Annotated in this window: 16 protein-coding genes and 1 pseudogene; 10 read left to right on the top strand and 7 right to left on the bottom strand. The window is 62.6% G+C overall.

The window, feature by feature from the left end; genetic code table 11:
• Position 1: 1 nt before the first annotated feature.
• From PDMSB3_RS34890 to PDMSB3_RS34880, 3 genes are read right to left on the bottom strand one after another with little or no spacing between them, the layout of a single operon-like run.
• Entirely contained in the window at positions 2 to 562 is a 561-nt protein-coding gene (locus tag PDMSB3_RS34890) for a MarR family winged helix-turn-helix transcriptional regulator (protein ID WP_007178468.1), read from the bottom strand.
• Positions 559 to 1,332 carry an SDR family NAD(P)-dependent oxidoreductase gene (locus PDMSB3_RS34885; protein WP_007178467.1) on the bottom strand — a complete coding sequence of 258 codons (774 nt, stop codon included), beginning with the start codon at positions 1,330 to 1,332 and terminating at the stop codon, positions 559 to 561. Before PDMSB3_RS34885 ends, PDMSB3_RS34890 begins: the two co-directional genes overlap by 4 nt.
• On the bottom strand, positions 1,329 to 3,701 hold the full coding sequence (locus tag PDMSB3_RS34880; RefSeq protein ID WP_007178466.1) for a bifunctional salicylyl-CoA 5-hydroxylase/oxidoreductase: 2,373 nt from the start codon (positions 3,699 to 3,701) through the stop codon (positions 1,329 to 1,331). Before PDMSB3_RS34880 ends, PDMSB3_RS34885 begins: the two co-directional genes overlap by 4 nt.
• A gap of 386 nt (positions 3,702 to 4,087) precedes the next feature.
• Between PDMSB3_RS34880 and tcuA the strand changes: the two genes are divergently transcribed.
• The 4 genes from tcuA to PDMSB3_RS34860 all read left to right on the top strand — a co-directional run bounded on the left by tcuA (position 4,088) and on the right by PDMSB3_RS34860 (position 10,111).
• Positions 4,088 to 5,569, top strand: coding sequence for an FAD-dependent tricarballylate dehydrogenase TcuA (gene tcuA / locus PDMSB3_RS34875; protein WP_011492937.1), 1,482 nt, complete (start codon positions 4,088 to 4,090; stop codon positions 5,567 to 5,569).
• 47 nt (positions 5,570 to 5,616) lie between these two features.
• On the top strand, positions 5,617 to 7,113 hold the full coding sequence (locus PDMSB3_RS34870) for an MmgE/PrpD family protein (RefSeq protein ID WP_232064404.1): 1,497 nt from the start codon (positions 5,617 to 5,619) through the stop codon (positions 7,111 to 7,113).
• Between the two features lie 158 nt (positions 7,114 to 7,271).
• Positions 7,272 to 8,666 carry an MFS transporter gene (locus PDMSB3_RS34865; RefSeq protein WP_011492935.1) on the top strand — a complete coding sequence of 465 codons (1,395 nt, stop codon included), beginning with the start codon at positions 7,272 to 7,274 and terminating at the stop codon, positions 8,664 to 8,666.
• A 38-nt stretch (positions 8,667 to 8,704) separates the two neighbouring features.
• On the top strand, positions 8,705 to 10,111 hold the full coding sequence (locus PDMSB3_RS34860; protein WP_007178462.1) for an MmgE/PrpD family protein: 1,407 nt from the start codon (positions 8,705 to 8,707) through the stop codon (positions 10,109 to 10,111).
• A gap of 31 nt (positions 10,112 to 10,142) precedes the next feature.
• Here the strand turns inward: PDMSB3_RS34860 and PDMSB3_RS34855 are convergent, their stop codons facing one another.
• Positions 10,143 to 10,871: a GntR family transcriptional regulator gene (locus tag PDMSB3_RS34855; RefSeq protein WP_007178461.1), complete on the bottom strand. Its 729-nt coding sequence runs from the start codon at positions 10,869 to 10,871 to the stop codon at positions 10,143 to 10,145.
• 96 nt (positions 10,872 to 10,967) lie between these two features.
• Positions 10,968 to 12,338 carry an MmgE/PrpD family protein gene (locus PDMSB3_RS34850; protein WP_165189482.1) on the bottom strand — a complete coding sequence of 457 codons (1,371 nt, stop codon included), beginning with the start codon at positions 12,336 to 12,338 and terminating at the stop codon, positions 10,968 to 10,970.
• A 219-nt stretch (positions 12,339 to 12,557) separates the two neighbouring features.
• Between PDMSB3_RS34850 and PDMSB3_RS34845 the strand changes: the two genes are divergently transcribed.
• Entirely contained in the window at positions 12,558 to 13,607 is a 1,050-nt protein-coding gene (locus tag PDMSB3_RS34845) for a quinone oxidoreductase family protein (protein ID WP_165189480.1), read from the top strand.
• Between the two features lie 25 nt (positions 13,608 to 13,632).
• Here PDMSB3_RS34845 and PDMSB3_RS34840 read toward each other — a convergent pair whose 3' ends face one another.
• Both PDMSB3_RS34840 and PDMSB3_RS34835 read right to left on the bottom strand, forming a co-directional pair.
• On the bottom strand, positions 13,633 to 14,853 hold the full coding sequence (locus PDMSB3_RS34840; RefSeq protein ID WP_007178458.1) for a GGDEF domain-containing protein: 1,221 nt from the start codon (positions 14,851 to 14,853) through the stop codon (positions 13,633 to 13,635).
• A gap of 145 nt (positions 14,854 to 14,998) precedes the next feature.
• Positions 14,999 to 15,913, bottom strand: coding sequence for a LysR family transcriptional regulator (locus tag PDMSB3_RS34835; RefSeq protein WP_007178457.1), 915 nt, complete (start codon positions 15,911 to 15,913; stop codon positions 14,999 to 15,001).
• Between the two features lie 169 nt (positions 15,914 to 16,082).
• Between PDMSB3_RS34835 and PDMSB3_RS34830 the strand changes: the two genes are divergently transcribed.
• The 5 genes and pseudogenes from PDMSB3_RS34830 to PDMSB3_RS34810 all read left to right on the top strand — a co-directional run bounded on the left by PDMSB3_RS34830 (position 16,083) and on the right by PDMSB3_RS34810 (position 21,801).
• Complete coding sequence (locus tag PDMSB3_RS34830; RefSeq protein ID WP_165189477.1) at positions 16,083 to 17,615, top strand: succinate CoA transferase; 1,533 nt, start codon at positions 16,083 to 16,085, stop codon at positions 17,613 to 17,615.
• Positions 17,616 to 17,687: 72 nt separating this feature from the next.
• Positions 17,688 to 18,236, top strand: a pseudogene (locus PDMSB3_RS38350) (acyl-CoA dehydrogenase); the annotation flags it as partial.
• A gap of 15 nt (positions 18,237 to 18,251) precedes the next feature.
• A complete protein-coding gene (locus PDMSB3_RS34820) occupies positions 18,252 to 19,001 on the top strand; it encodes an electron transfer flavoprotein subunit beta/FixA family protein (RefSeq protein WP_165186777.1) in 750 nt (249 codons plus the stop codon).
• A gap of 22 nt (positions 19,002 to 19,023) precedes the next feature.
• The gene (locus tag PDMSB3_RS34815) at positions 19,024 to 19,959 is read left to right on the top strand and encodes an electron transfer flavoprotein subunit alpha/FixB family protein (RefSeq protein ID WP_165189474.1); all 936 of its coding nucleotides are present in this window, start codon (positions 19,024 to 19,026) and stop codon (positions 19,957 to 19,959) included.
• Positions 19,960 to 20,502: 543 nt separating this feature from the next.
• A complete protein-coding gene (locus PDMSB3_RS34810; protein ID WP_165189471.1) occupies positions 20,503 to 21,801 on the top strand; it encodes a sensor domain-containing diguanylate cyclase in 1,299 nt (432 codons plus the stop codon).
• Positions 21,802 to 21,926: the final 125 nt, after the last annotated feature.

The raw sequence follows: 21,926 nt of genomic DNA, 5'->3' as shown, positions 1-21,926 counted from the left end.
ATCAGTCTTTCAGACTATCGAGCAGATGTTTCTTGAGTTTGCCGAGGCGCTGATGGGTACGCGATTTTTCATCGAGGCTCAAGCCGCCGAACAGTTCGACCACCCATTGCTCGTGCGCGACCGCCATCTTGTCGAACGCCTTGCGGCCTGCCGGCGTCAGGCACACGCTGATCGAGCGGCGGTCGTTCGGATCGGTGTCGCGCGACACCAGTCCTTCTTTTTCGAGCTGATCCGTAATGCCGGTGACGTTGCCGCCCGTCACCATCAAGCGGCGCGATAGCTCGGTCATCTTCAGACCTTCCGGATGACGCTCCAACTGCGCCATCAGATCGAAACGCGGCAACGTGGTGTCGAATTCGTTGCGCAAGCGCTTGCGCAATTCGGCTTGCACGAGGTTGGTCGTGGTCAGCATGCGCAACCACAGACGCAAACCCATATGACTATCCGCGCCCGTGCTCATTTCGAGGTCCACGACGTTCTCCGCGGGTTTGGCGACGCCTTTGCGCGGCGGTTTCGTTTCAGCCGCTACCGCAGGCTTCTTGATGTTCGATGACTTGGTCACATGACTTCTCCACCAGAGATGGAAATGGATTGCCCCGTGACGGCGTCCGAGCCGGGCTGGCACAGCCAGAGCACCGCATTGGCGACCTGGTCCGGACTCACGAAGCGATGTTGCGGATTCGAGCGAAGCAAGGTTTCGCGCGCCTGCTGTTCGGTGCGCGAAGTCTTGCTTGTGATCTGTTCAAGCGATGCGTGCAGCAGTTCCGTCTCCGTATAACCGGGACAAACCGCGTTGACCGTGACGCCTTTGGTCGCCACTTCCAGCGCGAGCGAGCGCGTGAGGCCGATCACGCCGTGTTTCGCGGCGCAATAGGCGGCGACGTATGCGTAGCCGATTTGTCCCGCCGTGCTCGCCACGTTGACGATGCGGCCATGACCGCGTTCGAGCATGCCGGGCAACACCGCGCGCGTGCCGAGAAAGACACCGGTGAGGTTGACGTCCAGCATGCGCTGCCAGAGCGCCAGGTCCGTATGCGTGAACGGTGCGGCTTGCGCCTGGCCCGCGTTGTTGATGAGGATGTCGACCGCGCCGGCCTCGCGGAACGCGCTCTCGACGGAGTCTTCCTGCGTGACGTCGACGCTGATGCGAGCCACGTCACCCAGCGCCAGGCATTTCTCGCGCTGCGCGTCGAGCCGCTCCGCGTTGCGGCCCATCAAGGTGACGCGCGCGCCGGCGCGTAGCAGCGCCTGCGCGACCGCCGCGCCGATGCCACTACCGCCGCCGGTGACCACCGCGTGCTGTCCCGTGAGCGTTGAATGGAATGTGTTCACGTGGTTCCTTCGGCGCGTTGCGCGCGTTCCTGCGGCGACAGACCGGCGTTCGCGGCAGCCTGGGTGCGCTCGCGTTCGAGATTCCGTTCGAGTTGAGACTTCGCTGCGGTGTAGGGCTTCGGCCAGGTCACGTCGAAATAGCCGATTTTCGCGGCTTCGTTCAACGTCCACGCAGGGTTCGCCAGATGCGGGCGGGCAATTGCGCACAGATCCGCGCGGCCTGCCGCGATGATGCTGTTCACGTGGTCCGCTTCGGAGATCGCGCCCACCGCGATCGTCGCGATGCCTGCTTCGTTGCGAACACGGTCGGCGAACGGCGTCTGGAACATGCGGCCGTATACCGGTTTTTCATCCTTGCTGACCTGGCCCGACGACACGTCGATCATGTCGGCGCCGGCCGCTTTGAAGGCTCGGGCGATCTGGACCGCGTTGTCGGGTGTCGTGCCGCCTTCTACCCAGTCGTTCGCGGAGATGCGCACGGAAATCGGCTTGTCTTGCGGCCAGACCGCGCGAATTGCCTTGAAGACCTGCAACGGGTAACGCAGATGATTTTCCAGCGAGCCGCCATATTCGTCAGTGCGATGATTGGTCAGCGGCGACAGAAAGCTCGACAGGAAATAACCGTGTGCGCAATGCAGTTCGAGCCAGTCGAAACCCGCTTCGGCCGACATCTGCGTGGCGCGGACGAATTGCGCCTCGATTTCCCGCAGCTCGTCTTGCGTGGCTTCGTGCGAATGCTGGCTGACGCCGCGCAGATATTGTTGCGGCGACGCCGAGACGAGCGGCCAGTTGCCTTCCGTGAGCGGTTGATCGATGCCTTCCCACGCGACGCGTGTCGAACCTTTCGCACCGGAATGGCCGAGCTGAATGCCGATCTTCGCATCCGACTGACGATGCACGAGATCCACAATGCGCTTCCAGGCGCTGAGATGCTCGGGCGCATACATGCCGGGGCATGCGGGCGTGATACGCGCTTCAGGCGAGACGCAGGTCATCTCGGTCATGACGAGTGCCGCGCCGCCCATTGCGCGTGCGCCGAGATGCATCAGGTGATAGTCGCCGGCAACGCCGTCGACGGCCGAGTATTGCGCCATAGGCGACACCACCACGCGGTTTTTCAGCGTGACGCCACGCAAAGTGAAAGGCGTGAACATCGGCGGGACGGAATGCTTTTCCGGCGCGCGATCGACCCCGGAGCGCCGGGCGAGCCAGTCTTCGAAACCGGACAGATAGGTTGCGTCGCGCTCGCGCAGATTCTCGTGAGAGATGCGCTGCGAACGCGTGAGCAGCGAATACGCGAACTGTTCCGGCTCGAACGACGTGTAGCGGTCCACGTGCTCGAACCATTCCGTCGAATTGCGCGCGGCATTCTGAATACGCAATACGTCGATGCTGCGTACGTCGGTGTAGTGCTTGAGCGCTGCGGCGAGATCGCCGGGATGCGCGCCGATGCTGTTGGCGAGTTCGATCGAATCTTCGAGGGCGAGTTTGGTGCCGGAGCCGATGGAGAAGTGGGCCGTATGCGCGGCGTCGCCCATGAGGACGACGGGCGTGCGCGTGCCGTCCGCGTTGTCGCGCCAATGCACCCATTCCTCGTTGACGACACGTGGGAAGCGAATCCATTGCGACGAGCCGCGCAAATGCGCTGCGTTCGAGAGCAAGGCGTTGCCGTCCAGATACTTCGCGAACAGCTTCTCGCAGAAGGCGATGCTGTCTTCCTTGCTCATTTCGTCGAGGCCGGCGGCGCGCCACACGCGCTCCGGTGTTTCGACGATGAAGGTGGAAGTCTGATCGTCGAAACGATAGGCATGCGCCTGGAACCAGCCGAATTCGGTTTCTTCGAAGGCGAAGGTGAAGGCGTCGAAAAGTTTTCTGGTGCCGAGCCACACGAAGCGGCAATCGCGCATGTCGACAGCGGGGCGATAGGTGTGCGCGTACTTCTGGCGGATCGCGCTGTTCGCGCCGTCGCAGGCAATGATGAGGTCGGCTTCGTAAGCGCTGTCGTCCGTGACCTGGGTTTCGAAAACCAGCTTCACACCCAGTTCTTCGCAGCGTGCCTGCAGGATATTCAACAGACGCTTGCGGCCGATGCCGCAAAAGCCGTGGCCCGACGAACGGATTTGCCGGCCACGGAAATTGATCTCGATGTCGTCCCAGTGATTGAAGGCGTCGAGGATCGCATCGGCGCTGGGGGCGTCGGCGGTGCGCAGATTGCCGAGCGTCTGGTCGGAGAATACGACGCCCCAGCCGAAGGTGTCGTAGGGGCGGTTGCGCTCGATTACCGTGACGTCGTAGGCCGGGTTCCGGCTCTTCATCAACAGACCGAAGTACAACCCGGCCGGCCCGCCGCCAATACAAACGATGCGCATGCTTGTTCCCCATATGTGGACGCCGCTGTGTGAGATTAATTTAGGCCTAGATAGTTTAGATGTCAAGTAAATGGAGATGTAGATGCACGAGGGAGGCGGGGGTAATGATCCGAAGGAATAACGTCCGTCACGCGAGGCGCCCCGAACTTCCGTAACGCGCCCAAGCCCTTTGGTTCCACGCACGTCCTTGCTCTGTATCAGGGAATGTACTGATTAGAGTACTTGTGTATACAGAAGTATTCTGAAAACCAGACTTCGATAGCGTAATGCAATGTCCACCACGCGTCGGGGCTCCCCGATCGGATACCGCGGGAGTTTCCGCGTGCTGACATGGACAGCTTGCGTGCCTGCTTGCTCTGCAACATGTCTACGAGAGGAGTGACTCAATGGCGGACTATGACGTGATCGTGGTAGGGGCCGGCAATGCCGCGCTGGCGGCGGCAGTGTCGGCGCGCGAAAACGGCGCCGCACGCGTCGTCGTGCTGGAGAAGGCGCCGCGCGCGATGCGTGGCGGCAACACCCATTGGAGCGGTGGTGTGTTGCGCTTCGCGTTCGAAGATCCGCGCGAAATCGGCCCGCTGGTACCCGGCGTCGAGAAAGAATTCGAAGATTTCTACGCGGGCATTCAGCCCTACACCCGGGACGACTTTCACGGCGATCTGATGCGTGTGACGAGCGGTCAGACGGACCCGGTGCTGTCGCGCGTGCTCGTGGACAACTCGAAAGAGACCGTGTTCTGGATGCACGAAACGGGTCAGATCAAGATGGAACCGGCCGTCAGCCTGACGGGTGTTCGCAAGGGCAATCAGATCATCTGGGCGCGTGGGCTCGTGGTTCGCGCGGAACATGAAGGCGTCGGGCTGTCGCGCAGCTGGTTTGCGACGGTCGAGCGGATGGGTATCGAAGTGCGCTATGGCGCCGCCGTGATGGCACTCCTGCAGGACGAAACGGGGCGCGTCTGCGGCGTACGCATTCGTGACGACGAAGGCATGCGCGAACTGCACAGTCACGCCGTCGTGCTCGGCTGCGGCGGCTTCGAAGCGAACGTGCAGATGCGCACGCAGCATATCGGTCCGCTCGTGGGCGGTGCGAAGGTGCGCGGCACGCCGCACAACCAGGGCGACGGACTGCGCATGGCAATGGACATCGGCGCCATGCCGTGGGGGCAGTGGAGCGGCTGTCACGCAACGCCGATCAGCGCCGACTGGGGCAATTTCGCGCCGCGCGAAATGACGGACCGCAGCAACCGGCTGAGCTACCTGTACGGCGTCATGATCAACCGCAAGGGCAATCGCTTCGTCGACGAAGGTGAGGACGGCGCGATGTTCACCTACGCGAAGTACGGCCGCGCGATTCTCGCCGAACCGGGCGCGAAGGCCTATCAGTTGTTCGATTCGAAGACGGTCCATCTGCTCGAACCGCGTTATTCGACGAGTGATCCGTTACAGGCCGACACGCTCGAAGCGCTGGTCGAACAGCTCGATATCGACGACAAGCCGCGCGCGCTGAAAACCCTGCAGGAATACAACGCGGCGGCGCACGAGGTATCCGACGGTTTCGATCCGACCGGCAAGGACGGCCTCGGCACGCAAGGGCTCGGTGTGGACAAGACGAACTGGGCGCTGAAACTCGATGCGCCGCCGTTCTACGCCTACACGGCGACGGGCGGCATCACGTTCACCTTCGGCGGCGTCAAGGTCGACGAACAGGCGCGCGTGATCGGTACGGACTGGCGTCCGATCCCCGGCCTGACGGCCTGCGGCGAGATGGTCGGCGGCCTTTTCTACGACAACTATCCGGCCGGCACGGGCCTGGTTTCGGGCGCGACCTTCGGGCGGATCGCAGGCCGCACGTCAGCGCGTACCTAGCGCGCAGCGGACACTCCGCAGCGAACGAACAGGGGAATGGAATGAACATGACATCACATACGGCCTCTGACATCCCCGACGAACGCGACATGCCGATCACGCTGCGTCTTGCGCATCGCATTCACGCGTTCGGTGCGGAGCACATCACGCCGCGCGCATTGGCGGTGGCGCGCACGGCATTCATCGATACGATTGGCGTCACGCTCGCCGGTTCGGCGGAGCCATGCGTGCGCATTCTGCTGGACACGCCGGGCGTCGCTGAAGCACCTGGCAAGTGTTCGGTATTCGGCACGGCCCGCAAGACGTCCGCGCTCGACGCCGCACTCGTGAACGGCACCGCCTCGCATGCGCTCGATTACGATGATTTCAGCCAGCCGATGGGCGGACACCAGTCCGTGCCGTTGATCTCGCCGCTGCTCGCGCTCGCGGAAGAGCGGCGACTGGGCGGCGAAGCGGTCATCGCGGCCTACGTGATCGGCATTGAAACGGAGATCCGCCTCGCCCGCGCGGTCAATTACCATCATTACGACAAGGGCTGGCATCCGACTTCGACGCTCGGCGTGTTCGGCGCTGCCGCCGCTGCCAGCCATCTGCTCAAACTCGACGTGGACAAAACCGCCACGGCGCTTGCGATCGCGGCGTCGCTGGCAGCGGGGTTGAAGGCGAACTTCGGCACGATGGTCAAGCCATTGCATGTCGGCCATTGCTGCCGCAACGGCCTGCTTGCCGTGCTGCTCGCGGAACGCGGCTTCAGCGCGAATCTCACGGCCCTTGAGCACAAACAGGGCTTCTTCAACGCGTTCAACGGTCCAGGCACCTACGACGCCACGCGGATTTTCGAAGACTGGTGTGCGCCGCTCGAAATCGAAAGTCCGACAATGGGCCTCAAGCAGTTTCCCTGCTGCGGCAGCACGCATCCGGCGATCGCGATGGCGCTGGCGTTGGTTCGCGAAGACGGCGTAAAGGCCGACGACATCGAAGCGATTCATATCCAGCCGCATGCCCGCCGCCTGCCGCATACGAACAATCCCGATCCGCAGACCTCGCTCAACGCGAAATTCAGCGTGCAGTACGCGGTTGCACGAGCGTTGCTGGACGGTGTGGTGCGTCTCGAGCATTTCGAAGGTGACGCACATCGCGATCCGCGCATCCGGCGTCTGCTTGCGATCACGCGCACAGACCCGCATCCCGGCATGCCGGAAGATTCGCCGCTTCAGTTCGGCGCCGAAGTAACGGTGACGATGCGCGATGGCCGCGTGCTGTCACGCCGCGTCGACGATCTGATCGGCCGTGGCGGCGATCATCCGATGTCGGGCGAAGAACTGTGGGAGAAGTTTTCCGATTGCAGCAAGCGCGCGATCGGCTCCTCGGAAGCGCTGGCGCTTTATGAAAGGCTCGAATCGCTGGAAGCTGTGACGGACGTCAGCCAGCTCGCGCGGTTGATGACCAGGCGCACGTTGCCCGGCGGCGCTGAAGCCGAGCGCGACCTGAAGGTGGTGGCGGCGCCTCGCAATACCCTCGTGGAAACGTCGTGGGTGCCGTGACGGACGCGCAGTAACGTTTGTATCGCAGCACGAAGCAGGACCGCGGGTGACATTAAAACTACGGATGGAGACAAACATGCTGAACGCTTTCTTTGCGTTTGAGATAGCAGGTGCGGTTCGTAGTGGTCGCGAATGGGTCGCGGCGCGGGAGGTGTCCCGTGAATGACGAACTGATTGCCGCGCGGATCGACCGCTTGCCGGTGTCGCGTTTTCACCGGCGTTTGTTGCTTCTCGTCAGCTTGCCGTTTTTCTTCGATATCAGCGACATCTTCACCTTTTCGTATGCTGCGCCCGCGCTCGTCAAGGAATGGGGACTCACGATGTCGAGCATTGCAATGCTGACGTCGGCGGGCTTTTTCGGCATGTTTCTCGGCGCGACGCTGGGCGGCATGCTGTCGGACAAGATCGGCCGCAAGCGCGCGTTGATCTGCTACGTCATCGCCTATTCGGTGTTTTCGCTCGCCAACGCGCTCGCACCCGACATTCCAATGCTGATGATCACGCGCGTGCTGACCGGCGTCGGCATTTCGTCGGCGACGGCGGTCGTGATGGCGTACATCGCCGAACTCTTTCCCGCAAAAACGCGCGGTACGTGGCAGAGCTGGGCGATGGTCATTGCGCTGATGGGCATTCCGATCACGAGTTGGGTCGCGCGATTGGTGGTGCCGTCCGGCCCCGATGGATGGCGCTGGATTTTCGTGTGGGGTGCGCTCGGCATCGTGTTCCTGGTTTTCACCAAGCATTTCCCGGAATCGCCGCGCTGGCTCGCGCGGCAGGGCCGCATGGAAGAAGCGGACCGCACGCTGAGCCTGATCGAAGCCGAGGTCGTGCGCACAACCGGTCCATTGCCCGAGGCGGTCGCCATTAACCGGCCGGCTGAAGTGCGCGCGCCCTGGACGTCGATGTTCAAAGGCCAGTACATTGGCCGCACGATGACGCTGTGGGCGATCTGGATCTTCCAGACGCTCGGCTTTTACGGCTTCCAGGCGTGGGTGCCGACGCTTCTCGTCCAGCACGGCATCACGATCGTTCACAGCCTCACCTACATCACGCTGATCAACATCGGCGCGGTGCCTGGCGCATTGATCGCCGTATTTCTCGCCGACCGTTTCGAACGCAAGTTCAGCATCGCGGGGGCGGCCGCGCTGATCGCCGTGTTCGGGCTGCTGTACGGGCTGAGCTTCCAGCCGGTGCTGATCGTGTCGTTCGGGTTTCTGGTCGGCATGCTGATCCAGACCTTCGCCGCGCTGTGCTATGCGTATACGCCGGAACAGTATCCGACCGATATCCGCAATACCGGCGCGGGCTTCGCGTATGGGATGGGGCGGCTGGCGAACGTCGGCAACTCGTTCATCGTCGCGGGGATCTTCATGAACTTCGGTTATGTGTGGGTCTTCGTGTATATCGCAGGCGCATGGCTCGCGACTGCCGCCGTTACGCTGCTGTTCGGCGCGCGAACGACGGGACGCCGGCTCGAATCGATCAACCCCGTGCTCGCGCAAGCGGCGGACAACCCGCTCGATGCGCCGATCCTCCGGCCGGGAGATCGTTGATGATTTCCGATTCAGCTTCAGACAAGGACGCGCGACTCATGACGACAGCCCGTTCGCTCACAGCCGGCGAAACGCCGATCGCCCGCATGCTGGCGGAATTCGCCTGGGCGCTGGAACCGTCGGCATTGCCCGATGAACTTCGGCGCAAGGCGACGCATCACATCACGGACGCAATCGGTCTCGCGTTCGCGTCTCATCATTTTCCGTTTGCCGCGCCGGCGCTGCGCGGTTTCGAAGCGGCCGGCTCGCGCGGCGATGCCACCGTGATCGGCGCTTCGCTGACGCTCGCGCCGCGCGATGCCGCGCTCGCGAACGGCTTCCTGATTCACGGCCTGGATTTCGACGACACGCATCCGCTCAGCATCGTGCATCCGACGGTCGCCTGCCTGCCGGCGGCGCTCGCCGTGGGCGAAGCGGTCGACGCGGATTGGGATACGTTGCTCGCCGCTTACGTCGCCGGCATGGAGACGGCGATCCGGATCGGCGCAGCCGTGAAGGGCGGCTTTCATCACGCGGGTTTTCACGCGACCGGAATCGTCTCTCACTTCAGCTCGACGATCGTCGCCGGAAAGCTGATGGGACTCGACGTCGCGCAACTGATCGCCGCGCAGGGCATCGCGGCCAGCACCGCGTCGGGCGTGCAGGTGTTTCTGGAGGAGGGCGCGTGGACCAAGCGCATGCATCCGGGCTGGGGTGCGCTCGCGGGCATCACTGCGGCCCATCTTGCGCAGAACGGCTTTGCCGGACCGTCACGGCCTTATGAAGGCCGTTTCGGGTTGTTCGATTCGCACTTGCAGCAGCACGCGGCCGACGTGGATAGCGGGTCGATAGGCGCCGGGCTGGGTGAACATTGGGCCATGCTCGGTACGGCGATCAAACCGTATCCCGTGTGTCATTTCATTCACGGTTGTGCGGAAGCCGCGCTGTTGCTGCAACCGGGTTTATCGAACGCCGCCGATATCGACGAAGTGATCTGCATGCTGCCCGCGCCGACCATGCCGATCGTCGCCGAACCGGCCGCGTCGAAGATCCTGCCGCGCAGCGACTATGAAGCGAAGTTCAGTACTCAGTTCGTTGTCGCGGCGTGCCTGCTGCGCGGCCGTTTTGGTCTCGCTGAACTGGAAGCCGGGAGTCTCGCGGATCCGCGGATTCTTCAACTGGCGAGCAAGGTGCGCTGCGTTGTCGATCCGGATACGGAATTCCCGAAGTATTTCTCGGGGCGTGTGACGGTTCGGCTCAACGATGGCAGCGAGCGGAGCGAATACGTGCCGGTCAATCTCGGCAGTGGCGCTCGCGTGCTCGACGAAAATGCGATTGCTGCAAAGTTTCGCGGAACCGCCGGGTTGCGTCTGTCGCCGGATAGAGTGGATGCGCTGCTCGAGGTGCTGCTCGCGCCGGGGCGGCGCAAGGTGCGATCGTTGACGCGTCTTTTGCGCGACGCGTGAGCCGACCGCCAGTCAGCGCCCGGCCTTGTGCTCAGACGCGGGCGCCTGAACGCGCCGCGGCGCTCGCGTCCGCTTCGGCGCCGAATAGCATCTGCAAACGGAGTTCGGTGGCCGCGGCGACGTGCTGATGCGCGGCGCGCTCCGCACCGTCGGCGTCGTGCTTCGCAATGCACGCGACAATCTCCTTGTTCTCCTTCAGCCCGCTTTTGATTCTCCCCGGCATGGAATAGGTCGTCGAGCCGAGCAGGCCAAGTGCGTCGATCAGCACGTTCGAGGTTTTGTACAGATACTCGTTATGTGCGGCCGCAACGATGATTTCGTGCAGCCGCCGATTCAGCGACGCTACCTCGTCAGCGCTCTTCGCGCGTTCGAGTTGCCCGATAACCTGCTGCATCGAGAGGATCTCGATCGGCGAAGCCTGTTCCGCCGCGAAGCGGGCCGCCGCGCCGACCAGCACCTTGCGCATCGCGTACAGTTCCATCACCTGTTTCGGCGACAGTTGCACGACGACGAAACCGCGGGGCGACGCGAAGCGCACGACACCCTCGGCTTCGAGCCGTTTCAGGGCTTCACGAACCGGCGTGCGGCTCACGGCGAGACGTTCGGCGATATCGGTTTCGCGCAGCCGGTCGCCGGACGCGAGATGGCGGTCGCGAATCTCCTGACGCAATTGTGCGTACACGTATTGCGCCAGCGAGCCTTGCCCGAAATCCGTTGTCAGTTCGGCGTCGCCGATCGTTGCACTGGATTTTTCACTCACAGATCTAACCTTCGATGTCATTGTGTCCGGAACGGTTTGCCGTAAGGCCCGCCATACGGCAGACGGTACGACAAGTATAGTCGGCAGCGACGGCGCTCAGCGCAGACACGCCATCAGCGCGCGTACGCTCAGAAGCCGCGGTGGCTGCGTGACCGACTTCAGCGTGTGATCCGCGCGCTCGTGACCGAGCGTGCTTTCCAGCAGGCTACGCGTCTTCTTCGTTACCGCTTCGGCGTCGACCGGGCGGCTCCAGCTTCCGGGCGGGGCGTCGCAGCGTGAGGTCACGGTGCGGCCGTCCTTCAGATGCACCGTGATCTCTACGTGCATCTTGTCCAGCGCGCCGGAAATGCCCGGGTCGGCAGACAGTGTGAAGCGATTGAGCAGCGCCTGCGCGTCTTCGGCGAAACGACGGCTGTTGGTGAACGACGCCGGGTCGACCTTACCGTCGAGCAACGCAATCGTCGCCGTGTATTGCCACGAGAATTTGCCGTCGAGTCCGGTTTCCGGAAACGGCCTGTCGATGTACGGCATTGCCGGCGCATGCAATTCGATTCGCGTTATGTCGTCTGCGTGGAATGTGGCGGACACATCGATTTGTGCGCGGACGTCGAGCGCGGCTGCGATGCCGAAATGTGTCGCGAATTGCGACGGGAACAGCTTCCACGACGGACCCGGCACCAGCGCACGGCCCACGCCGAGCGGCGCCAGCAGCGGTTCAGTTGTGAAACGTTCGCCGAAGTAGGCATGGCCCCAGCCGCGCGGGCCGCCGAGCGCGTCGGGGTTCGCGGTAAAACCGCGACGCGCGAGTAGCGCGGCTTCGAGACCATGTGCGGCGGCGTCGCCGCAATGCAGCGCTTTCGTTTGTGAGCCGATGTTGGCCATCACTCCGCTACTGCGCGACGCAGCGATGCAAAGCGCCGTCGTCGCGGACAACGTGTCGAGCCCGAGCAGATCGGCGCATGCGAGCGCGGTCGCCAACGGCCCGACAACGCCCGGCGGATGCAGGCTCAACTGGGCCGGCTCGATCTGCGCCGAGGATAACCGCAGCCGCCCCTGCGCTTCGATACCTTTCGCGAACGCGCGCAGCAGCGCCTCGCCCTGTGGTTCACCTGACGTATGTTCCCGTTGCTCGGCCAGTGCGAGTAGCGCCGGAAGCAGCGGCGACACCGCATGATTGGGTGGATTCCACATCGGTTCGTAATCGAGCACGTGCATCGACATGCCGTTGATGCGCGCAGCGATTGGCGGTGGCGCGCTAAACCCGTGGCCAATGACGGTGGCCGGCCCGTTGCATTCGGATTGTTCTTGCGACAACTGCGCCACGTGCGTCGGTCCCGGCTCCGACGCGCCGGCCGCGGCCACTGCGACGCCGTCCATCAGCAGCAACTGGCAGCGCTCGATTAACGCCGGATCGTCCGCAGACCAGCCGAGGATGAGTTCCGTGAATTCGCGCGCAAGATTGGTCATGACGTCACGCCTCCATAAGTCCTGATGTCGCTGCGGCTGACGAGGCGGCACCAACTGTCGCGACACCCCGGTGGTGGCTAAAAGCGCTGGCGTTATACAGTTTTTTATATTGAGTACGAGTGTATACCAATGTACTCTAGCGCGTAAAACGGTTTTCGGATCCGGGTTTTCGGCGCGCGGAGTTCTTTCCGCGGCTTTCCGCGGCGGCGCCGTCCTGACATGCAATGGAGAATTGATTTGAAAGCGATACGCATCGTTAACTATGGCGGCCCGGAAGTCCTGTTGCGGCAGGACTTCCCCATTCCTGCGCCCGGTCCCGCTGATGTGCTGATCAAGGTGGCCTTCGCCGGCATCAACTTCATGGATGTTCACACACGCCAGGGCAAGTACGCGAAGTCCACGACCTATCCGGTACGTTTGCCGGTCACGCTTGGCATGGAAGGAGCAGGTGAAGTCGTAGCGGTCGGTCGGGAGGTGACGTCGTTCGTGCCGGACGATCGGGTCGCGTGGTGTATTGCATGGGGCAGTTATGCCGAGTTCGCGGTCGTGCCGGCGGCCCGCGTCGCGAGAATCCCGGATGCAGTCGGCTTCGATCTCGCAGCCGCCGCGATCTTCCAGGGATCGACGGCGCACTACCTCTGCCACGACGTCGGTCAACTTGCGTCGGAACGCACCTGCCTGATTCACGCGGCGTCCGGCAGCATTGGCCAGTTGCTCGTCCAGATGGGCAAGCGCGCGGGAGCGACGATTTTCGCCACGGCGAGTTCGGAGCAGAAAGCCGAGGTCGTGCGTCGGCTTGGCGCTGACCATGTGGTGCTCTACGACAACGGGCGCTTTGCCGATGCCGTACGTGAAGCAACCGGCGGAAAGGGCGTTGACGTGGTCTTCGATCCGGTGGGAAAGGTGACGCTACGCGACAGTTTTCGGGCGACGCGAACGCGTGGGCTCGTCGTGAACTACGGGTCTGTGTCCGGTTCGCTGAACGACCTCGATCCGATCGAACTAGGCGAATCCGGTTCGCTGTATCTGACGCGGCCGCGGCTGGCGGATCATCTTGCCGATGCGCAATCCGTCCAGCGCCGTGCCGACGATGTGTTCACGGCTCTGCTCGACGGCTCGCTATCGGTTTCGATCCAAGGTTCTTACTCGCTCGATAACGTCGAAGACGCGCACGCGGCCCTCGAGGAGCGGCGTCAGATCGGAAAGGCCGTGCTCGATCTGGGGAAGCCGTTAAAGAAGGACTATGTGTTGCCTTCAGACAGCGCATAGCGAGAAGCAGGAAACGCCACCCGGATCAATCCGCCAGCATTTCGTCATCCCCACTATCTCCGTTACAGAGTGCCGCGACGCGCACACGGTTACGGCCTTCGCGCTTCGAGCGGTAGAGCGCCTCATCGGCGCGTTGCAGGATTGTGTCGAGCGTGTCGTCGGCGAGGCTGCCGGTAGCGATGCCGACGCTCAGTGTCGGCTGGACCGCAAGCGCAACGAGCGCGCCAGTCGCATTCGCGAACGCGACGCGGATCCGTTCGGCGAGCGCAAGGGCTTCGTCGCCGCCGGTGTGCGGCAGCATCGCGACGAATTCGTCGCCGCCATAGCGCGCAAGCGTGTCGCCGGTGCGCAGGTCGTCGCGCGCGGTGGTCGCGAATAGCCGCAGCACATCGTCGCCCATCGTATGGCCATGTGTGTCGTTGATTGCCTTGAAGTGGTCGAGATCGATCACGATGAGCGACACGAGGCCCAACATCGTGTCGTCGTGTCGCGCCATGCCGCGAGCGGCTGCCACCCGCTCATACGACAGGCGCAGGCCGCCGCGATTCAACGCACCCGTCAAGGGATCGCGCTGCGCATGGTCGAACAGCAACTGGTGGCTGCGTTCGGCGGCCATCAGCAGCAACGTGAAGCCGCGCAGCGTGATGAACACCTCGCCAGTCGCAGCCATCCACTGGTAGATCGGCGTGGGGGAAGAAAACAGGGTCGTGCCGCCGATCGCACCCCGTGTGGCCATCGCTGCACGCACCGAAAACAGCAAGGCGGTCGCACCGAAGCATCCGGCGAGCAGCCACGCGGACTTGAGCCGATGCCGCCGTGCCAGCCGCACTCCTTCGACGACGATCGCCGCGTCGAATAGCGCGAAGAGCACGGATTCGAATGCGATACGCTCGCGGAAGTCGCCCGGCGCGGACCAGAACGTGAAGAGCAGCACCTGCGACGCAGCAATGCACACTATCAGCCACCAGGGCAGTGGCGGTCGCTGCGCGAAGGCACGCACGGACACGAGCAGCAACAGAAACGCGGCTACCGTCACCACGTTCGCCAATTGCACGGTCACGAAATCAGGCGCCATGCCGCGCAGCGCGACGCCGAGCGTTCCCAATCCCAGCAGCACATTGCTGAGGCCCCACCATGCCGGCCAGCGCTCAAACCGTTGTGTACCGTAGGCGACCAGCTGCAGCGCGCCGAGTACGAGACAGGCGACTGCAGTGACAACGTAAAGTGTCCGGATATCGAGAATCACCTTGCTACCCCAGGTAACGGAAATGCGCCGGTAGCGCCGGCTACAGCGGCGTTACGCTCCGCGATGCTAGCAGCAATCCTCAGATGTTACGCATGCAATGCAGTTGCTCATTGCCCGGCCGCAAGTCGATAACGGCGCTCCAAGGCTAAGGCGCGCCGACGCGCGCCTGTTTGCCCAACACTTCGTCGCATATGGCGAGCCACGCACGCGCGGCGTGTGACATGTAGCGATCCGGGGACCAGATGTGCGTGAGCGTCCAGTCGAGCGCGGGCTCCGTTACCCGCGCGATCGCGAGATTGCCGACGTCGAGGCGCGCCAGAAACGGTTCGGGCAGGAAGGTGGTGCCGAGCCCCGCTGCCGCCATCGCCGCAAGAAAGTCCCAGTGTCCGCTTCTGGCCACCACGTGCGGCTCGATGCCGGCCTCCTGAAATGCCGCGTGAAGGCGCCGGGTCAACGCAAATCCGTCGTCCAGCAGGATCAGCGGCTGATCCTTCAGCGCGGCGAGCTTCACGGTGCGGCGTCCCGCCCACGGCACCTCGCGCGGTCCCACGGCCCAGATCGTGCAGCGCGCAATCACGCGGGTCGCGAGCTGCTCCTGGCTGCTTCCCGGCAATAGCACGGTTGCGCCTACTTCCAGTTCACCCGCGATCACTTTCTGTTCGAGCAACTGCCCGCCGTGTTCGGCGAGCCGCAGTTCGAGCTTCGGGTAGCGTTGCTGAAAGGCCCTGACGGCGGCCGGGAAGAACAGGTTGCCCATTGGCGGCATGCCCACGGTGAGCTGGCCGCGACCGAGCTGCGCAACGTCGGCGACCTCTGTTTGCAGTTCGCGAATCACGGAGAGTGCCTGCAAGCCGCGCTCGTAGACCACACGCCCCACATCGGTGAGCTGCACCTGCCTGCCGTCTCGGATCAGAAGCGGTTGACCGACTTCGTCTTCGAGCTGCCGCACCATCTTGCTGATTGTCGACTGGGTGACAAAGACAGCGGCCGCCGCCTGGGTGAAGCTGCCCAGCTGGACGGTTTCCACAAAGTAGCGCAATGCGCGGATATCGATCGGCATGTCCGTACCACGAGGTCATGAAAAAAACGACTGGAATTCATGACATTAAATCACGTTATGCATCGATGAATCTTCATTAAACTTGATGACATATAGAGCCGGATAGGCGTCATTCATCGAACGGAATGGCGTCGTGTCGGCATAAAGTCCCGTATCAAAGGAGGCGGAAGTGTTTGAGGAGCGGATTCGCCTGTCGCAGCTTCGCGACAGGATTGTGACGGCAGAGGAGGCCGCATCGCTGATTCACGACGGCATGACCGTCGGCATGAGCGGCTTTGGTGCCGCCGGCGACTGCAAGGCAGTCCCTCTCGCGCTGGCTGCGCGCGCCCGCGAGCAGTCGTTACGGATCACGCTGATGACAGGCGCATCGGTGGGATACGAGGTCGACGGGGTGCTCGCCGATGCGGGTGCAATTTCCCGGCGCATGCCTTTTCAGTCGGACAAATCCCTGCGCAACCAGATCAACGCCGGCGAGGCGATGTTCATGGACCTCCACCTGTCGGAGATGGCGGAGCAACTGCGAGACGGATTCCTCGGACCCGTCGACGTCGCCGTGATCGAAGCCGTGGCGGTTGGCGAGGCCGGTATCGTGCCGACCATGTCGGTCGGCAATTCGGCGGTGTTCGCCGCGCTCGCGAAGCAGGTTATCGTCGAGATCAACCTGGATATGCCGCTCGAGCTCGAAGGGCTGCACGACGTCTATCTGCCGCTGTCACGTCCCGCCCGGGAGCCTATCCCGCTCACGAACGCGGCGCAAAGAATCGGCCTTCCGTATATTCCTCTGGACCCCAGAAAGATTGCTGCGATCGTCGTCACGCGCAAGGGCGACAGCCCCAACAAGGTTCTGCCGCCGGATGCCGACACCACGCAGATTGCCGGGCATCTGAGCAGCTTTTTCTCGCACGAGGTTCGCGCGGGTCGGCTGGGTTCCTCGTTGCAGCCGCTTCAGGCCGGCGTCGGCTCGATCGCGAACGCGGTATTGCATGGGCTCGTCGATTCAGGTTTTAGCGGCCTGCGCATGTATTCAGAGGTGCTTCAGGACGGAGCAATCGAGTTGCTCGACGCCGGGTGTGTCGACTTCGCGTGTGCGTCTGCGATCATGCTGTCGAGTGAATATCAGACACGCTTTTTCGAGGGGCTGGCGCGCTACCGGTCACGCGTCCTGCTGCGGCCGCAGGAGATCAGCAATCATCCGGAAGTCATTCGCCGGCTGGGCGTCATTGCGGTGAACACCGCGCTCGAATGCGATATCTATGGCAACGTGAACTCGACGCATGTTGGCGGCACGCACATGATGAACGGCATTGGGGGCTCCGGCGACTTTGCACGCAATGCGTACCTCTCTGTGTTCGTGACGAAATCGCTGGCGAAGAATGGCGATATTTCGAGCATCGTGCCGATGGTGTCGCACGTCGACCATATCGGACAGGATGTCGACGTGATCGTCACCGAGCACGGCTTGGCCGACTTGCGCGGACTGGCGCCGCGCGAACGCGCGCAGCAGATCATCATGCATTGCGCGGACCCGCTGTACCGCGACGCGCTGCGCGATTACGTGGTAAAGGCGGGTGCGCGCGGCGGACAGACGCCCCATCTGATCGAAGAAGCACTCGCGTGGCACGCGCATTATCGTGAGCGCCACAGCATGCGAGATATTCAGACGTCGCCTCCGGCTTCGCCGCGCATCCCCGAGCCTGCCTGACAGCGAGCGGCGGAGCCGGGTTCTACTGCTTCCGGCATGGCGCAGAACATCGTGCAGTTGGTGCTCGGTGTTCTTGCATACGTGGCGGCTGCCCATAGCGACCTTGCGCCCCGCCATCCCGACGACGCGGCGCCTGCCGCGCATCGGGCGCGCTACGAATACCTCGCGCTCATCTTGAAAGGCTGGAGCACCGAACTTTCGATCGACGTGACGAGCCTCGGCGTGCAGGCTCATGCCGCACGGGCTTCATCGAGGAAACGGGCGCCGTGCAGTTCTGCCGCGACGCGCGCATCCTGCCGATTTACTAGAGCATAACGGCCGTTAGGCTAACGATCTGGTCGGCCGCAATACGCTGCACGACGGCGGGACGGCCGCGCAAGCGCTCATGCCGAGCGGCCGGCAGATGGCGCGCGCAATGCTGTGGCGTCGGCGCGGCCGATGCAGACCGATCCGAAGTTCCACGGCGCGTAGCGCGCGACAGCGCGGTTTTGCGCGGAACATGTGCTGTCGCAGGCGGCGGCGCTCGAAGCGGCGATCGTCAGCGTGGAGAGTGCAAAGGGCGTGTCGGCGCTGTCAGAAGATCGGTCCTGGTGCGGTGAGCGTGTCTGGGACGTTGTGTAATTGAGGAGGATGTGAGTGAAAATTCTTGTGCCAGTCAAAAGAGTAGTCGATTACAACGTGAAAGTCCGGGTGAAGTCGGACGGCACGGGCGTCGACATCGCGAACGTGAAGATGTCGATGAATCCGTTCGATGAAATCGCGGTTGAAGAAGCGGTGCGGTTGAAGGAAGCGGGTGTGGCGACCGAAGTGATCGCCGTGTCGGCGGGCGTCACGCAGTCGCAGGAAACGCTGCGCACGGCGCTGGCGATCGGCGCGGATCGCGCGATCCTGGTCGAGTCTTCCGAAGAACTGCAACCGCTGGCCGTGGCCAAACTGCTGAAGGCGCTGGTGGACAGGGAAGAGCCTTCGCTGGTCATTCTCGGCAAGCAGGCTATCGACGACGATTCGAACCAGACCGGTCAGATGCTGGCTGCTTTGGCCGGGTTGCCGCAGGCGACGTTCGCCTCGAAGGTTGTCGTGGCTGACGGCAAGGCGACGGTTTCGCGTGAAGTGGACGGCGGCGCTGAAACGCTGTCGCTGACGCTGCCCGCAGTGATCACGACCGACCTGCGCCTGAACGAGCCGCGCTACGTGACGCTGCCGAACATCATGAAGGCGAAGAAAAAGCCGCTGGAAACGATCAGGCCGGAAGATCTCGGCGTTGACGTCACGCCGCGCCTGAAGACGCTGAAGGTTGTCGAGCCGCCCAGGCGCTCCGCTGGTGTGAAGGTGCCGGATGTGAAGACGCTGGTCGAGAAGCTGAAGACCGAAGCCAAGGTGCTTTAAGTAAAACGCGGAGACGGACGAAATGACGAATCTGGTAATAGCAGAACACGACAACGCGTCGATCAAGGCCGCGACGCTGAATACGATCGCAGCGGCACAGAAGATTGGCGGTGACATTCACGTGCTGGTGGCCGGTCACAACGCACAAGCCGCAGCAGATGCCGCAGCGAAGATTGCCGGCGTGACCAAAGTGCTGCTGGCCGACGCGCCGCAACTCGAAGCGGGCCTCGCGGAAAACGTCGAAGCGACAGTGCTGAACATCGCAAAGGACTACACGCACATCCTCGCCCCGGCGACGGCGTACGGCAAGAACATCGCCCCGCGCATCGCCGCGAAGCTCGATGTTGCGCAGATCAGCGATATCACGGCGGTGGATAGCGCCGATACGTTTGAACGCCCGATCTACGCGGGCAATGCGATCGCAACGGTGCAATCTCAAGACCCGATCAAGGTCATCACGGTGCGCTCCACCGGCTTCGACGCAGTCGCGGCCGAAGGCGGCAGCGCATCGGTGGAGAAAATCGAAGCGGCAGCGGACAGCGGTATCTCGCAGTTCGTCAGCCGTGAAGTGACGAAGCTGGATCGTCCGGAACTGACGTCGGCGAAGATCATCGTCTCGGGTGGCCGCGGTCTGGGCAACGGCGAGAACTACACGAAGGTTCTCGAACCGCTGGCCGACAAGCTGAACGCGGCGCTGGGCGCATCGCGTGCCGCCGTCGATGCGGGCTTCGTGCCGAACGACTATCAGGTGGGACAAACCGGCAAGATCGTCGCACCGCAACTGTATGTGGCGATCGGCATCTCGGGTGCGATCCAGCATCTGGCCGGCATGAAAGACAGCAAAGTGATCGTCGCAATCAACAAGGACGCGGAAGCGCCGATTTTCAGCGTCGCCGATTATGGTCTGGTGGGCGATCTGTTTGCGCAGGTTCCTGAACTGGTACGCGAGTTGAACTGAGACGGATGACAGCCGTGGCAGCGATGGTGAGAGTGGCCACAGGCGACCCGCACCTCGCCTGTGGCCTACGGGGCAGACGGCGGTCGAACCCGTCGTCGCAAACTGCATGCAAAAAGTCTGATTGCAAATGTCTTGTGCGAGCGGATGGTGATTGGCCGGACTGAGCCGCGCTTATGCAGATTGAACTAGGCTCTGTCTACCGCACAGAAGACATTTTCGAGCCACAGCAAATCCAATGCCGGCTTTCAAAAATAAAATACCCCCCCGGCACAGCCGGCGGCTTGAGCCGGTGAGCACCTCAAATGCGGCTATAAAATGACGAACCGCCGTTGGCCGCTGACTCAGTAAAGAGCCTTATCTGGGCCGTGCCGCGCGTCTTTATCCTCCTGATTCCGGACGTATAGGCCCGGACTATCCACCTATCCGACTCGACCATAGAGACAAAATAGCCTCGGGCCTCTAAATACAGTAAGACTGGTTATGCAACAATTGTGGCCAGGATACTCGAATAGATACGGTATAACGCTCTCGTAAGGTGAGACTATGTCCGATTGGCCCAGCAAAGCGCGCGAGTTCGTGGACGGCATTGCGATCAGCGTCGCCATCGTCGGGCGCGATGAGCGTGGCGAACTTGTCGTCACCGCTTGCAATAACCACTTCTTGCAAATGACGGGCGGAGAGCGTGCGGATAATCAGGCATTTCCCATCCCGTTCGATACGCTAATTCCGGACCACGTGCGGCTTGAGTTCCGCGAGAAACTCCAGCAGTGCTTTGCGTCCGAAGGAGCGCAGGAGTTGGAGCAGGCTTACGACTTCCGTAAAGACACTCAGTCGTGGCGCCTCTCGCTCAAACCGATCAGGCACGCGAACGGCGGCGCGAACGTGGTCGAAATTCTCGTGACGGGCTTCGACATTGCGCCGAAGATGCATCTGACGCACGAACGGGAAGTCAACGCGTCGCGTTATCGCGCGGTGGTCGACTCGGCTTACGACGCGATTGTCGCCATCGATCAGCAGCACAACATCACACTGTTCAATCGCGCGGCAGAGAATCTGTTCGGCTATACGTCGGCCGAAGTGCTGGGGCGGCCGATCGAAACCCTGTTGCCGGAAAAGTTTCGCGCACATCATTCTCGGCACGTGCGGCAGTTCGCGGACTCACCGCTGACGAGCCTGCGGCAGTCGACGGCGCCGCGCATGGACGAGAGCAACAGTGTGTATGGGCAGCATCGCGACGGTTCGATCATTCCGGTTGAAATCGCGATTTCTAAAATCGACGTGGACGGTGTGACCGAGTTCACGGCGGTTGTCCGCGACATTACCGATCGCGCCCGGCAGATGGAGTTGCTGAAGAAGCAGGCCGTGACCGACGCGCTGACAGGCCTGCCGAATCGCCGCGAGTTTCTGGAATTCGTCGATAAAGTACTCGGCACCGACGATGTTCTGTCCGTGTTCATTCTGGACATTGATTTCTTCAAGAAGATCAACGACAGCTATGGCCATGATATCGGCGACGAGGTTCTGCGTGTGCTCGCAAAGGTCGGTATGTCGATTACGCACGAATCCAATCTGTTCGCCCGCTGGGGAGGCGAGGAGTTTGTCGCGGCACTGCCCGGCGCAGATGCCGATCTTGTGCGTAGGTTCGCGGAGGAACTGCGCCAGCGTATTGAACAGCAGGATTTCGAGCATGCGTGGCATCTGAAGCCGATTCCGTTTACCGTTAGCATCGGCGTGGTCACGCGCGCGGAAGGCGAGCGCGACGTAGATGCGTTGATGAAACGCGCGGATAGGGCGCTCTACAGGGCGAAGAAGTTGGGCCGTAATCGTGTTGAGGTGGGATAGGAGGTGGGTGTGGGATGCGGTGTGGCTAGCCGGGGGCTTCTAATCGGGGTCTCATTCGCACATGGACGTTCGGGCGTTAGTTCCGCTCTGGCAGCTGACAGCCGTCTGCCCCGGTTACTGGGGCT

This window comes from Paraburkholderia dioscoreae, assembly GCF_902459535.1.
Classification (GTDB): domain Bacteria; phylum Pseudomonadota; class Gammaproteobacteria; order Burkholderiales; family Burkholderiaceae; genus Paraburkholderia; species Paraburkholderia dioscoreae.
Note: the sequence above shows the minus strand (reverse complement) of the source record. Positions and strands in the feature narration are given on the sequence as shown.

Excerpts from the sequence above, each read along its gene's own strand:
- PDMSB3_RS34880 (WP_007178466.1), bottom strand. The coding sequence starts at position 3,701 with ATGCGCATCGTTTGTATTGGCGGCGGGCCGGCCGGGTTGTACTTCGGT.
- tcuA (WP_011492937.1), top strand. The coding sequence starts at position 4,088 with ATGGCGGACTATGACGTGATCGTGGTAGGGGCCGGCAATGCCGCGCTG.
- PDMSB3_RS34870 (WP_232064404.1), top strand. The coding sequence starts at position 5,617 with ATGACATCACATACGGCCTCTGACATCCCCGACGAACGCGACATGCCG.
- PDMSB3_RS34860 (WP_007178462.1), top strand. The coding sequence starts at position 8,705 with ATGACGACAGCCCGTTCGCTCACAGCCGGCGAAACGCCGATCGCCCGC.
- PDMSB3_RS34850 (WP_165189482.1), bottom strand. The coding sequence starts at position 12,338 with ATGACCAATCTTGCGCGCGAATTCACGGAACTCATCCTCGGCTGGTCT.
- PDMSB3_RS34845 (WP_165189480.1), top strand. The coding sequence starts at position 12,558 with ATGCAATGGAGAATTGATTTGAAAGCGATACGCATCGTTAACTATGGC.
- PDMSB3_RS34835 (WP_007178457.1), bottom strand. The coding sequence starts at position 15,913 with ATGCCGATCGATATCCGCGCATTGCGCTACTTTGTGGAAACCGTCCAG.
- PDMSB3_RS34815 (WP_165189474.1), top strand. The coding sequence starts at position 19,024 with ATGACGAATCTGGTAATAGCAGAACACGACAACGCGTCGATCAAGGCC.
- PDMSB3_RS34810 (WP_165189471.1), top strand. The coding sequence starts at position 20,503 with ATGTCCGATTGGCCCAGCAAAGCGCGCGAGTTCGTGGACGGCATTGCG.